Source organism: Larkinella harenae, from assembly GCF_054780515.1.
This window is the reverse complement of record NZ_BAAGWE010000017.1, coordinates 1-13394: the sequence shown is the minus strand read 5'-3', so window position 1 is coordinate 13394 and position 13394 is coordinate 1. Positions and strand designations below refer to the sequence as shown.

Genomic DNA, 13394 nt, shown 5'->3' with positions numbered 1-13394 from the left:
TTGAATGATAGAATGAGCGAATAACTACGCGAATCCATTCTATCATTCACTCATTCGAAATTGAATTATGTACGTAATTTTGGTGTATGACATGGGGCAGAAGCGAGTTGGGAAGATGCTCAAGCTCTGTCGGCGGTATTTGAACTGGATTCAGAATTCAGTTTTTGAAGGCGAGATGACGGAGGTGCAATTGAAGGAATTGCTGTATGAAGCCCGGCGTATTATGAACGAGGACGAAGACAGTCTGATTCTGTTCAAGAACCGGGATCAGCGGTGGCTGGAGAAGCAGGTTGTCGGGGTGGAGCGGCAGTCGACGGATGATTTTTTATAGGTGTTTTATCGTCGATCGACCAAATTTGTTCTTTGACCAGCTGTGTAAAAAATAGATTGCACAGGATTTTGGTGCTATAAAGAGTTGATTGTCAGGGTGTCGTCGATCGGCGGGGTTTTTCGTGTCATTGCCGGTCGACGATAAATGTCTCCAAATTATAAAAACAAAAACCGCGTTGGGGCTTTAAAAAGCCTATTTTTTGCGCTAAATTCACGGCTTCTAATCGTACCTGTGTGGAATTGAAAGAACTACCGGCCATTCTCCAGGTTCCGAAAATGGCACTTCTAATCGTACCTGTGTGGAATTGAAAGGTTTCCTGCTCCTGGAGCTTTTGCTTTTTGTAGGTAACTTCTAATCGTACCTGTGTGGAATTGAAAGGTGCTGACCATCACCAACACCCGTCCGGAAGCCTTCCTTCTAATCGTACCTGTGTGGAATTGAAAGTTGGTTCTTCATCCAGCAAAGGGGACTTTTGAGCGAACTTCTAATCGTACCTGTGTGGAATTGAAAGGTCTACCCGAGCGTTCACACCCTGTTCGGTTCGACTTCTAATCGTACCTGTGTGGAATTGAAAGCCGAACCACGAACGTCATTGACGCACGGGGGTTTGACTTCTAATCGTACCTGTGTGGAATTGAAAGATGGTTACCACACGTTCGGTGAACTGTATGAGCATCTTCTAATCGTACCTGTGTGGAATTGAAAGGGTGATTGAATCACGCTCCACCAACAGATTACGGGCTTCTAATCGTACCTGTGTGGAATTGAAAGGAATAATGGCCCTGGTCAGCCGAGACGTACGGCGGACTTCTAATCGTACCTGTGTGGAATTGAAAGGATGCTGGGCAATGGCGATGAAAGTGTACACATCAGCTTCTAATCGTACCTGTGTGGAATTGAAAGGTCGACAGATCACGAAGCAATGCTGTACGGCCAGCTCTTCTAATCGTACCTGTGTGGAATTGAAAGGGCATTATCACCAAGTACGAAAAGGCATTGATGGACTTCTAATCGTACCTGTGTGGAATTGAAAGCCGAACTCGCCCGGTATCTGGGCGTGGAATGCGAATCTTCTAATCGTACCTGTGTGGAATTGAAAGTCGTACTTGTGGCTGGGCATCGGCGCGGATCGGCCCTTCTAATCGTACCTGTGTGGAATTGAAAGCAGCACCGGTCCAAAGCGTGAACGGGCAAGCTGGGCTTCTAATCGTACCTGTGTGGAATTGAAAGTGGATCAATTCTAATTTCAATCGGTAACTTGTTGTCCTTCTAATCGTACCTGTTTGGAATTGAAAGGGAATAAGGTCTGTAGCATTAATTGCCTGCTTAGCTTCTAATCGTACCTGTTTGGAATTGAAAGGCGTTTGAGGTCGGCGCGTTCTTCGGCGGTGGTGCCTTCTAATCGTACCTGTTTGGAATTGAAAGGCCCAATAGTCACCTCTCGCTCAAAATCCGCTCTAGCTTCTAATCGTACCTGTTTGGAATTGAAAGAGTCCAAAGGAGCGTGACATGGCCGCTCACGGAACTTCTAATCGTACCTGTTTGGAATTGAAAGTCTGGCATTCGGCAAACGGCGATGGTTACGTTTTCCCTTCTAATCGTACCTGTTTGGAATTGAAAGTGTTGGCGTCGAATTCGGGGATTTCGACAGCCTCGACTTCTAATCGTACCTGTTTGGAATTGAAAGGGTATTCTTGTCGGAATTGCTCGTATTCATCGCCATCTTCTAATCGTACCTGTTTGGAATTGAAAGAGGAAAGGTTGGCGGAGTTGGAAGTAGAGCGTAGCGCTTCTAATCGTACCTGTTTGGAATTGAAAGAACATAAGGGTTAACCCCGCAGGTTGACCGGTTCCGCTTCTAATCGTACCTGTTTGGAATTGAAAGGATCGCCAACGGGTTCTACCACGCCCTGGATACCGACTTCTAATCGTACCTGTTTGGAATTGAAAGCTATTAAGGATGGTCGGGTAGCAGTACCGATCGGTCCTTCTAATCGTACCTGTTTGGAATTGAAAGATACGAAGCCGTCCAAAGCTGAATAAACTCTTTCGACTTCTAATCGTACCTGTTTGGAATTGAAAGACGAATAATTTGCTGGGTACGGCGGCATTTATCGCAGCTTCTAATCGTACCTGTTTGGAATTGAAAGGGTGAATTGATAATCAGCTTAATATCATCGTATTCACCTTCTAATCGTACCTGTTTGGAATTGAAAGCCTGGCGGAAAAACCAATCATTGCCTTGATTGATGGCTTCTAATCGTACCTGTTTGGAATTGAAAGTCTGGAACTGGATATGCTCAATGAATAACCTACCGCTTCTAATCGTACCTGTTTGGAATTGAAAGGTAAAAAGATCGTGTTTAAGGGGATCAACGATCCGGACTTCTAATCGTACCTGTTTGGAATTGAAAGCTAAGGGACGGATGGCGCGGTTTGACGTTAATTTTCTTCTAATCGTACCTGTTTGGAATTGAAAGAAGTACGTTACGGAAAAGCTACAGATTGCAGGGGTTCTTCTAATCGTACCTGTTTGGAATTGAAAGGTAATCATCAGCATGTTGTTTTTGTAACTCAGGGCAACTTCTAATCGTACCTGTTTGGAATTGAAAGGTTGGGAAAGTACAGCCCGCAACTACTGTTACTGGCTTCTAATCGTACCTGTTTGGAATTGAAAGCTACGACTCCAACGGCGAAGATGTGCTTCGGCAAATCTTCTAATCGTACCTGTTTGGAATTGAAAGAGTTGAAAACCAAGGGCGAAGAAGCCGTCAACAGTGTCTTCTAATCGTACCTGTTTGGAATTGAAAGCTAACAATTAAACTTTTATACCCATGTATTTCAAACTTCTAATCGTACCTGTTTGGAATTGAAGGGAGTGTTCAATGAACTGTGTCAGGGTTTCTGCTATGGTTCATTATTAATCAAAACCATCCGGTGGGATTCGGTCTCCGAAATTAATCACCAACTGAGATAAAATAGCCTTCCAGTTGAAAACAGTTTTCTGCCAGACGTTTTCCATGTTCCGGATGGCCAGAAATGCCAGCTTTAACAACGCATTATCGGAAGCGAAGGCGCCTTTTGTTTTGGTGATTTTGCGAATCTGGCGGTGATAGGCCTCAATCGTATTGGTGGTGTAAACGATCTTGCGAATTTCGGCCGGGTAGTCAAAATAAACCGCTAATCGTTCCCATTGCTGCAACCAGGGCTGAACGGCTTTGGGATAAACACCACCCCATTTTTCTTGGAGTAGTAGCAGATTTTCTTCCGCCATCGCCCGATCATCGGCCTGATAAACCAGTTTCAAATCCTGAACGAACGGCTTTAAGTGCTTGTCCGGAATAAAGCGCAGACTGGTCCGGATTTGATGGACGATACAAAGCTGAACCTGGGTGGCCGGGAAGGTGGCCTCGATGGCTTCGGGGAAGCCTTTTAGCCCATCCACACAGGCAATAAAAACATCGGAAACGCCCCGTTGACGAAAATCCGTCAGCACCGATAGCCAGAACTTCGCTCCCTCACTTTCAGTCAGATAGATACCTAATACCTCTTTCTTCCCTTTCAAACTTAGCCCAATAACGCTATAGAGAACTCGGGAAACGACTTTGCCCTCCTGGCGAATCTTGTAATACATCGCATCTAGCCAAAGGACTGCATAGACACTCTCCAAGGGACGTGTTTGCCATTCGCGCAGCAGAGGAATGACCTTGTCGGTGATGCTGGAAATTTCTCCAGCCGACAGACTATAGCCATAGATTTCCTGTAAATGCTCATTAATGGCCGAGTAACTCATTCCCCGCCCGTACATCGAAATAATCTGCTGCTCAAGCTGTTCGGTCAGGACGACTTGGCGTTTAGGAACGGCTAAGGGCTCAAATTCACCGTTGCGGTCGCGCGGAGTATCCAGAGCAAACTCCCCAGCGCTACTTTTTACCCGTTTACTGCTTTTTCCATTGCGCCGATTAGCCAAACCAGTAGCCTGTCCTTCTTGCAAGTGCAAATCCATTTCGCCTTGCAGAGCCGTTTCCAGAAAATGCTTTAACAGGGGAGCGAATACGCCGTTTTCGCCCATTAGAGACTTGCCAGCATACAGACCGTCGATGGCTTGGGCTTTGAAACGTTCAAAATCAAATTGTTCTGCCATGATAACTGGGTTGGAGTTAAGTTACTGCTTTTAGTTAACTTTTACTCCTGACACAGTTTAATGAACAGTCTCGTATTTTTGCCGGGTATTCCAACACGTTCACCAATGTCTTCTAATCGTACCTGTTTGGAATTGAAAGGTAATAGATTTCAAACCGCGTCGGCTCATTAACGCGGCTTCTAATCGTACCTGTTTGGAATTGAAAGTTGGTGCTGCTTTCGTTGCTATGGGACGGTATTAAGTCTTCTAATCGTACCTGTTTGGAATTGAAAGCCCCTGGCCTCGGTGGCTGCGTTCGCTACGGCAGAAGCTTCTAATCGTACCTGTTTGGAATTGAAAGGGAGCTGGACCGCAAGGATCCATTGCAGCAACTCTTCTTCTAATCGTACCTGTTTGGAATTGAAAGTGGAGGAAGGCGGGGGGTTGTTCTTTCGGGGAACGGGCTTCTAATCGTACCTGTTTGGAATTGAAATCTCCTGGTTGGTAAGGGTGTGCTCCGGATCGCTCTACTTCTAATCGTACCTGTGTGGAATTGAAATTTGGTAATTTCGCTGGCGGGTCTTCCGGCTGGCCTGTCTTCTAATCGTACCTGTGTGGAATTGAAATAATCCTGCGCAACACCATTAACAGTAATCGGTTGACAAGGAAATTCGACGAAAATATAGTGGTTCACGTAACAAATATATGATACTGATAGCGAGCTACTGCTTTTCATGACCAAGGCACTACTCTCCTTATCCTTTCGCACGCAGGAATTGAATGATCTCAGCATTCACCCGGGCGGGCTCTTCCAGATGGAGCCAATGGGTCGCTCCACGGACAATAGATAATTGACCCTGGTTGCACAATTCCAGCGCAGCCCGGGCCACATGATGTTCGAGGAAGCTGTCATGCTCACCCCAGATCACGAGGGTTGGTACTAAAATCCGTCTCGGTTGCGTGGGCTTTTTCCGGTAGCGCAATGCCCGATAATAGTTGAGCATCGCTGTCAGTGAACCTGGATGTTTCCAGGCTTCGATGTAATGTTCCACCTCCCCCGGTTTGAAAGCGCCCTCCCGCGCCGATTTCACGACCATCTTGCTGAGTCCCGCGAAGTCGAAGGCACTGAGCGCCACTTCCGGCAGCCAGGGTACCTGAAACAAGGCTACATAGAAACTACGCAATGCCTGCGTGGGTTGCTTTAAGACTTGTTTTGGCCACAGGTCCAGGTTTGGCGCATCCATGATGACCAATCGCTCTAATCGTTCGGCGTGGCAGGCGCCTACACCCCAGGCGATAATGCCGCCCCAGTCATGGCCTACCAGATTGAATCGAAGCGCTCCGTACTGGTCCGCAAGCACCAGCACGTCGGCAACCAGGGTATCCATGGTATAGGCGGAAATCGCTTGGGGGGCATCACTGAGGTTGTAGCCGCGCATGTCGGGAGCCACAACATGATAGCCTTGTTCCGCAAAGGCGGCAATCTGGTGGCGCCATGCCCACCAAAACTCGGGGAAGCCGTGGAGGAGTATCAATAAGGGACCCTCGGTGGGGCCAGCCTCTACCACATGAAGTAACAGGCCATTTACTGACTGCCGACGGCTTATCCAACCTGATTCCATTGTTACTGCTCTCATTCTTATCTTTTTTATACCCTGACGAATAGAATCATTTGATGTTCTGCAATAAATAAACAAACAAGACAATGGACCGATGCTGGAAGTAGCATTGATGCCTTTCCGCAGTAAGCGCTTTGGGACAAAACAACTCCAAGGCATCAGGCAAACCTTTACTGGAAAGCGATTTGTCCAGTGGTTGCAGCAATCAATTCGACTTTGTCAGGTAGCCGTGGCACACTGTTCGATTTCGCTGTCGTATACATGATGCATAACTAGGCGGGCGGGCCTGTTGGGGCCGAATCGAAGGCCTAGGTTGTTGGCAAATTCGACCACCAACTGCCCCCGTGTAAGAAGGGTAGAGCTTTGCACAGGCCTGCTAACGCCATTCAAGCGTCCCTTTCCGGATACTAAAGTACTATGAAGGCGTTTTTTTAATTTCTCATTAGCAAACTTGCTGCGTTTATACAGTAGCGTGTGTCAGATCAAAACCAAAGCCTTTTCCTAATTCCTGAAAGAGGTTACTCCATTCCTGGCCATACCGGGGTTTTGTTAAAAAACCGTTTGCTCCCCAATAGTGCGCTTCCTCGGCATCGCGCTGGTCATGCGAATAGCTCATGACAATTACCGGAATTTTACTGCAACCTGAGTGATTTCGAAAAAAACGTAACAGTTGCCATCCATCTTCCCGTTTAGGTAAATACAAATCCAGTAAAATTACTTTGGGCAACTGAAGGTGTTCCGCCTGGCAATATTTTAGGTAACTTTTTGCTTGTTCGGTCGTGTAAACGCTGACAATGACCATTCGTTGGAACTTTCTTCGCAGGATATATTGCATAATTACCTGCTGATCCTGACTATCGTCAATAATCAATATCGTATCCTTATGATGACTATTTTTAGCCTTATCACTCCAATAGTCCGCCAACTTGTCTCTTACGGTGATCCATCGACGACGTGAAACGAGAAAGGATATATTGGTCTGCAGGTATACCTTGTACCCTTCTTCCACACGCTCTATCCTTTCAATATACTCTGTGTTTACCAGGATATTCCGATTCAATCTGACAAATTTATGCTCTGGTAATCGTGTTTGATGGTATTTCAACGTCCGGGATGTGAGCGTAGGTGCACCTTTTTGCCAATGTAACCAAGTATAGTTTGCATCTGCGGCTAAGTAAATAATATGTTGAAGCGATTTTAAATCCAGGCTATAATTAGGTTGGAGGACAGACCAGTTCATAAGCTTCAGCAAAGAATGCCTGGTAGGTTGCGTAAATTTCATCATACACGTTTCCAAATAGATGCTTTTTAATTATGGATTACAATTATAATCAACTGCTTACTTTAATAGTTACTTACATTTGATAGTTCAAATTCACTGTAATATTCTTTCCCGATAAGTCAATCATTAATGCCAAAATAGAGTAAAAACAGAAAATAAATAATGCTTTTCTATCCAATGTTTGGTAATTTACTGAGTGGCAAACTGCCCAACTTATAATAATTATTCACTATTATTGACTGAGATTTGTACTAGAAATAGAGGAATTTTGGCTTATTTAAGCTTATGTTATTCGAAATTAACAGACATTGAAAAAGTATAAATACATTTAAAGTAATATTTTTACCTCTTCTTACATACTTTCTTGTACTGATTTTATCCGGGCTATACTAAAAAACATTGAACCCGTATCTAATTAGGTAGATTTAAGGAAAATTACTTAGTTTCTTTGAAAGACTGGATTAATACCAAGGCGATATGAATCAAGTTGATATAGAATTTTTTAGCCATAAAAGAACGGTTTTACCAAATGCTGTAAACTCATTTATTACCGACTCATTGAATCTACCATGCTTTCTATATGGCTAGGCACCGCACTTGCCTCTTCTCATTTTAGTAATGCTATTAACTGAATATGCCGCCCCAAATTGAGCCATAGCCGCCATTCGTTACTGAGCCACCCGCGCCGGGGCAAACTGAGCCACTGTGGATAAGTGAACACTGAAGAGACAACTTCCGGAGTTTCTATCTGGGCAGACCCATCAATCCTGCTCACCGGAAACGATGGCCAACTGTCGAATCAAAATGTTCCAACCGCTTCGGCGGGCCGATCCGCCGACTGATCGAACTCAGAGTCCAGGGTACTTCCAAACGGAACCTGGCCCGCATCCTGGCTGTCTCCCGCAATACGGTTCAGCATTATCTCGCCCAATTGGAAGCGCTGTTTCCTGATTTGAGGCCGCTGCTCACTTGGGACGATGCCCAACTGAACCGCCTGTTGAGTGCTCCGGCGGTTCCGCAGGCCAAACATCCCCTACTGGACACCTTGTTCCCAACCTATGAACACCAACTGGCTAAGCCGGGCGTGACCCGCTACCAGCTCTGGATGGAATACCGGCAACAGCACCCCGATGGCCTACGCTACTCCCAGTTTAACCATTTGTTTCGGCGGTGGCAGGGTCAGCAAAAGGTCGTTATGCATTTAGAGCATAAAGCAGGCGAGCAGCTATTTATCGATTTCGCCGGGGATAAACTCTACCTGACTCAGGAACAGACGGGACAAATTCAGGCCGTTGAGTTTTTTGTGGCCATTCTGCCGTGTTCGCAACTCACCTACGCCCAGGCGGTAGCGAGCCAGCAACAGGAAGATGTTATGGAGGCTCTGCAAGCTTGTTTAAGGTATTTAGGGGGTGTCCCTCAAGCCATTGTGCCGGATAACTTTAAAGCCGCCGTGACCCGGGCTGATCGGTATGAGCCCACCATTAACCAGACCCTACAAGATTTTGCCTCTCACTATCAGACCGTTATTTATCCGGCCCGGAGTGGCAAACCCCGCGATAAAGCCCTGGTTGAGAGTGCCGTGCGCATTCTCTATCAGCGGATCTATGCCCCTTTACGCAATCGGGTCTTCACCAGCCTGGCTCAACTTAACCAGGCTGTCTGGCAACTCCTGGAAGAGCATAACCGTACCGTTCTGCAAGGGAAAGACTACAGTCGGCGGGATCGCTTCGAGCAACTCGAACGGGCGCTATTACACCCGTTGCCCACTCAGCCGTATGTACTCAAACGTTATTGTATAGCCAAAGTGTATCCCAACGGCCATGCCCAACTCCAGCAAGACAAGCACCATTATTCGGTGCCGTACCACCTGGTCGGCCAGACCGTCAAGTTCATCTACACCCAGGACAGCGTCGAGATCTACCATCAATTTGAGCGGGTGGCGGTCCATTCCCGTCAACGGACCAGCGGCCAGTACACCACTTTGCGCGACCACCTGCATCCGAATCACCAGTGGCTCTCGAAATGGTCTCCGCTGTTTTTTGAAGAGCAAGCCGCTAAGATCGGGCCGTATACGATGCAGATCATTCAGGAACTGGTGCGGCAACAGGCTTATGCCCAGCAAGCCTACCGCTCCTGTGCCGGGGTGTTATCCTTAGCCAAAGGGTACGGAACCGAACGATTGGAACGGGCCTGTCAGCGAGCCTTGCACTATCAGGCCACGTCCTATCGATTAGTCAGAAGCATTCTGGAACGGGAGTTAGACCGCCTGGAGTTGGACCCGCTGCCGACGACCGACGTCTTCCACCATCATGAGAACATTCGGGGGGCTTCGGCTTACCAATAACAGGGAAACAAAAACCAAATCCATATGAATAATCAAGCGACCATCGAAGCGATGCGCAAACTATCGCTGTGGGGCATGGCCCAATGCTTTGAGCACCTCATCCGTCTGCCACTGGATCAGCATCCGATGGCCGACCAACTGGTGGCTCAGCTCATCCAGGCTGAACAAGCTCACCGACAACACCGAAAAACCATTACGGCGGTGCGGCAGGCCCGCTTCCGCTACCAGGCGGCTTTCGAAGAGATCGACTATCTGCCGGGTCGCAACCTGGACAAAAACCAACTGCTCCGGTTGGCCGATACCTCCTTCATTAACCGGGCTGAAAACATCCTCATTACCGGTGCTACGGGCTGCGGAAAGAGTTTTATTGCCACGGCCTTGGGCTATCAAGCCTGTCATATGGGGCTGCGCGTGGCCTACTTCTCCTTACCGAAGCTTTTCCAGAAACTACATCTGGCTCAAGCGGATGGCTCGTATGTCAAAGAGTTGGCTCGCCTGGAGCGCCAGCACCTATTGATTCTGGACGATTGGGGGATGCAAACCTTATCCCTGCATGAACGGCTGGCTTTGATGCAACTCATTGAAGACCGGCATGGGCGGGCCAGTACGATCATTACGTCCCAACTACCCGTCAATGGCTGGTATGAGTACATTGCCGATCCTACCTTGGCCGATGCTATGTTGGATCGGTTAGTGCACCACGCTCATCGCATTGAGTTAAAAGGCGAGTCGATGCGAAAACGTAGTAAAGGGGAAGAAAAAACAAGGCAATAGTTATCTTTGCTCACTCTTCACAGCTACTTATCCACAGTGGCTCAGTTTGCCCCGGCGCACCCGGCTCAATATCATCGGTATAGTCAATTAACAAGGATGGCCATCTGATAAGCTCCCTTGATCTGCACTATTGAGCACATCATTCACTCCGCTTCTGGCGATAGTTTGAACTGCCTGTAAAAGCCCAACTCATTCATATGGCGCGTAGTTTAATGAGTTATAAAGTATCTAATGAGTGACTTTATCTATGTAATCATCCTTTTCTAGTTCTTTAGTTATAAAAATCTGATTCGGTTTTCGCCGGAAAAATACTTATTACTCGTTAAGTACGCTGGTTCACTATGCAGGGATTTTTCATCTAATCTAAAAATTGAGAAGAATACTCTATAATTTATACTTAAATGACTCTTAATTTTGAAACAAATAAGCTACTAAAGCTGTGAATTATGGATATAAATATACCTATATCAAAAAAAGATATTCTTACATGTTTTGTGTAATTTTTTATGAGTTTGGTAATTTTATTTACTAAATGATTGTAAATAAGGTGCGTCCTATACCAGTTAAAATGTAAAGATTCTATTTTGTTCTACACGACATTTAAAAAATTGAAATAAGTGTTGATTTGGTAAAAAAATCAGATGGAACAATACGGGGATCTGTAAAGTTCTTTAAGTTTTAAGGTTTATAAAATATTGGTAATCAGGTTATTGTGGGTATATTGTGTAGATGGTGGTTACAGCAAATCAATCTATCACTTCAAAAGATACAGGCCTAAATTCCTACACAGGGCCCTTGAATATTGTAACTATTTTGAAGTATATAAATATAGAATTGAATTTTTGTTATAATAAATTGCTTAAATTTATTGTTCGAGTTTAGTAAAACGGATTTAAAATGCTTGAGTATCTTCTGCTTTTGATGCTAAGTATTTGCACGTTCGTGATTTATATACTAATTATTTTTTTGTTGATATATTAAAATATAACGGCTTTAAGTTAAGATATTTGTTATTGCGATTACGTTATAATGTAAAAATAAATGTTGGGTTTGATTGGATTAACTGATTGGGTTAACAATTTAAAAATTGTTTTATAATTAAGTTTATGTTCATATGAATAAATTGTTTTTAAGGAAAAACCAAGGATCAATCAAAATAATAGTACTTTGCCTATTTGCATGGCTTCTTTTTATTGGGGATGTATTCGGTCAGGGCAAAAGCCTGCAAATTACAAAAGATGGCGTTTATGACTTCAACCAATATCCGGTAGAACCAGGTGGAACGATCTATATCAATGCCGGTACCTACAAATACTTGACTTTTCGCAATTATACGGGTCAGTCGAATGCACCCATTACCATTATCAACGCCGGTGGTTTAGTAGAACTTTCGACTTATTCGAGTTCAGAAACAGGTATTAAATTCCAGAATTGCAGCTATTTTAAACTTAGCGGAGCGGGAGTGAATAACCTGCCTTATGGTATTAAAATCACCAAAACCGGCAAAATGGGGTATGGCCTCCAGGTGACCGATAAAAGTTCGGAGTGCGAAATTGAACGGCTGGAAATAAGCGGGGTTGGCTCCGCTGGTATGCTGATCAAAACCGATCCCAGCTGTGATGGCTCCACTTGGCAGGGTAATTTTACGATGCAAAATGTGAAGGTTCATCACAATTACATCCACGATGTGGGCGGAGAAGGGTTATATGTTGGGCATGCTTTCGGGACATCTGGCGTAGAAATCACTTGCAACGGAAAAAAGCAAACCGTTTATGCACCCACTATTAGAAGACTTGAAATCAATAATAACCTCATTGAAAATACAGGAGGAGAAGGAATTCGTTATAGTAGTGCGCCTGACGCGCAAGTGCACCACAACACCGTCCGGCATGCGGGTGAGTCACCTTCAGCAGGTTTGGCGAAGGATGGAGTCTTGATAGGGGGCGGCTCTGGGGGCAGTTTTTACAACAACACCATCCGGTATGCGGCGGGCAATGGGTTGATCATGGTGGGTCATCTGGGTGAGAACAAGGTCTACAACAATGTGATTGCCGATGCGCAGTCGCACGGGGTGTTCGTTGACGAGCGGGCCAACACGCCGGTCAATGCACCGGTTTGGCTGGTCAACAACACGATCGTCAGCAGTGGGCAGGATGGCATCCGGTTGTACAACGAGACCCAGGTCAACACCTTGATCAACAATGCCATTGTCAAAGCCAGTAACAACCGGTATATCACCACCCTCAATGCGTCGGTAAGGCTCACCCAGCAGAATAATTACACGGCCGAGTCGCTGGACGCTGCCCGTTTCGTCAACGCCAGCGGGGGCGACTTCCGGCCCGTCACGGGTTCTCCGCTCATTGATGCTGGTCAGAATGCCAGCTCGTACGGTGTGACGGTAGACCTGGCCGACCAGCCGCGCTTCAAAGGCAGAGCCTTCGATATCGGTGCCTTCGAAGGAGAGGCTTCCAGTCAACCCACCGAGCCTCCTAAGCCCACCGAACCGACCAAACCCACCGAACCATCGGGGCCAGCCGGGTGCAACTGTTCGTTAACGATCAGCAAGTCGGGTCGCTACGATGGGCAGCAAATGCCCCTGCCCCCCGGCGCAACCATCTGCGTGCAGGCTGGTACCTACCAGTTTCTGAGCTTCCGAAACTTCAAAGGAACCGCCCAACACCCCATCACCATCATCAACTGTGGGGGCCCGGTCACGCTGCGTTCCTCCTCCAACTCCGAAACCAGCCTGAAAGTGTTCAACTCCCAGTTTTTCAAAATCACCGGCTCGGGCGTGGCGGGCCTGGCCTATGGGTTTCGCATCGAGCAGACGGGTGCGGATGCGTCGGGGCTTCAGATTGGGGAGAAAAGCTCGGACTGTGAGGTCGAACGCGTCGAGGTGGCCGGGGCTGGCTTTGCGGGGA

7 protein-coding genes and 2 CRISPR repeat arrays are annotated in these 13394 nt (G+C 46.5%); of the genes, 4 read left to right on the top strand and 3 right to left on the bottom strand.

From position 1 onward, the window contains the following. Positions 1 to 67 precede the first annotated feature (67 nt). A complete protein-coding gene (gene cas2 / locus ACYVH9_RS30410; RefSeq protein ID WP_460640224.1) occupies positions 68 to 331 on the top strand; it encodes a CRISPR-associated endonuclease Cas2 in 264 nt (87 codons plus the stop codon). Between the two features lie 216 nt (positions 332 to 547). Beyond that, positions 548 to 3207: direct repeats of the CRISPR family, unit length 30 nt; unit sequence CTTCTAATCGTACCTGTTTGGAATTGAAAG. Between the two features lie 44 nt (positions 3208 to 3251). Here the strand turns inward: cas2 and ACYVH9_RS30405 are convergent. The 3 genes from ACYVH9_RS30405 to ACYVH9_RS30395 all read right to left on the bottom strand — a co-directional run bounded on the left by ACYVH9_RS30405 (position 3252) and on the right by ACYVH9_RS30395 (position 7355). Then, positions 3252 to 4475, bottom strand: a complete 1224-nt coding sequence (locus tag ACYVH9_RS30405; RefSeq protein WP_460640223.1) for an IS256 family transposase — start codon at positions 4473 to 4475, stop codon at positions 3252 to 3254. Positions 4476 to 4583: 108 nt separating this feature from the next. Beyond that, positions 4584 to 5081: direct repeats of the CRISPR family, unit length 30 nt; unit sequence CTTCTAATCGTACCTGTTTGGAATTGAAAG. A 128-nt stretch (positions 5082 to 5209) separates the two neighbouring features. Continuing rightward, positions 5210 to 6076 carry an alpha/beta fold hydrolase gene (locus ACYVH9_RS30400; protein ID WP_460640249.1) on the bottom strand — a complete coding sequence of 289 codons (867 nt, stop codon included), beginning with the start codon at positions 6074 to 6076 and terminating at the stop codon, positions 5210 to 5212. A 457-nt stretch (positions 6077 to 6533) separates the two neighbouring features. Next, positions 6534 to 7355 (bottom strand): response regulator, encoded by an 822-nt coding sequence (locus tag ACYVH9_RS30395; RefSeq protein ID WP_460640222.1) that lies wholly within the window; start codon positions 7353 to 7355, stop codon positions 6534 to 6536. A gap of 829 nt (positions 7356 to 8184) precedes the next feature. Here ACYVH9_RS30395 and istA point away from each other — a divergent pair. The 3 genes from istA to ACYVH9_RS30380 all read left to right on the top strand — a co-directional run. Next, the gene (gene istA / locus ACYVH9_RS30390; RefSeq protein WP_460640248.1) at positions 8185 to 9699 is read left to right on the top strand and encodes an IS21 family transposase; all 1515 of its coding nucleotides are present in this window, start codon (positions 8185 to 8187) and stop codon (positions 9697 to 9699) included. Between the two features lie 24 nt (positions 9700 to 9723). After that, positions 9724 to 10473: an IS21-like element helper ATPase IstB gene (istB, locus tag ACYVH9_RS30385; RefSeq protein WP_460640221.1), complete on the top strand. Its 750-nt coding sequence runs from the start codon at positions 9724 to 9726 to the stop codon at positions 10471 to 10473. Positions 10474 to 11788: 1315 nt separating this feature from the next. Next, positions 11789 to 13394, top strand: a 1606-nt coding sequence (locus ACYVH9_RS30380) for a right-handed parallel beta-helix repeat-containing protein (RefSeq protein ID WP_460640220.1), incomplete at its 3' end; no start/stop codon positions are given.

Coding starts and splice junctions, on each gene's coding strand:
- cas2 (WP_460640224.1), top strand. CDS start 68: ATGTACGTAATTTTGGTGTATGACATGGGGCAGAAGCGAGTTGGGAAG.
- ACYVH9_RS30405 (WP_460640223.1), bottom strand. CDS start 4,475: ATGGCAGAACAATTTGATTTTGAACGTTTCAAAGCCCAAGCCATCGAC.
- ACYVH9_RS30400 (WP_460640249.1), bottom strand. CDS start 6,076: ATGGAATCAGGTTGGATAAGCCGTCGGCAGTCAGTAAATGGCCTGTTA.
- ACYVH9_RS30395 (WP_460640222.1), bottom strand. CDS start 7,355: ATGAAATTTACGCAACCTACCAGGCATTCTTTGCTGAAGCTTATGAAC.
- istB (WP_460640221.1), top strand. CDS start 9,724: ATGAATAATCAAGCGACCATCGAAGCGATGCGCAAACTATCGCTGTGG.